Origin of the sequence: Mesorhizobium argentiipisi (SeqCode) (assembly GCF_037179585.1) — a bacterium.
Lineage (GTDB): Bacteria > Pseudomonadota > Alphaproteobacteria > Rhizobiales > Rhizobiaceae > Mesorhizobium > Mesorhizobium argentiipisi.
This window is the reverse complement of sequence record NZ_JAPYKO010000103.1, coordinates 1-482: the sequence shown is the minus strand read 5'-3', so window position 1 is coordinate 482 and position 482 is coordinate 1. Positions and strand designations below refer to the sequence as shown.

1 protein-coding gene is annotated in these 482 nt (G+C 65.8%); it reads right to left on the bottom strand.

Annotated elements, in window-relative coordinates:
* Positions 1-482, bottom strand: a 482-nt coding sequence (locus O7A05_RS34125) for an EF-Tu/IF-2/RF-3 family GTPase (protein ID WP_337097802.1), incomplete at both ends; no start/stop codon positions are given.

The following is a 482-nucleotide window of genomic DNA, read 5'->3' as shown; positions in this document are numbered from 1 at the left end:
ACGTCCGTCGTGCGGAAGTAGAACTGCGGACGGTAGTTGGTGAAGAACGGCGTGTGACGGCCGCCCTCGTCCTTGGTCAGGATGTAGGCTTCGGCCACGAACTTCTTGTGCGGCTTGACCGAGCCGGGCTTGGCCAGAACCTGGCCGCGCTCCACGCCCTCGCGGTCGATGCCGCGCAAGAGCGCGCCGATGTTGTCGCCGGCCTGACCCTGATCGAGCAGCTTGCGGAACATTTCCACGCCCGTGCAGGTGGTCTTGGCGGTCGGACGGATGCCGACGATCTCCAGTTCCTCGCCGACCTTGACCACGCCGCGCTCGACGCGGCCGGTCACCACCGTGCCGCGGCCCGAGATCGAGAACACGTCCTCGATCGGCATCAGGAACGGCTTGTCCAGCGGACGAACCGGCGTCGGGATATAGGCGTCGACCTGAGCCATCAGCTCGCGGATGGCGTCCTCGCCGATGGTCTTGTTGGAGTCTTC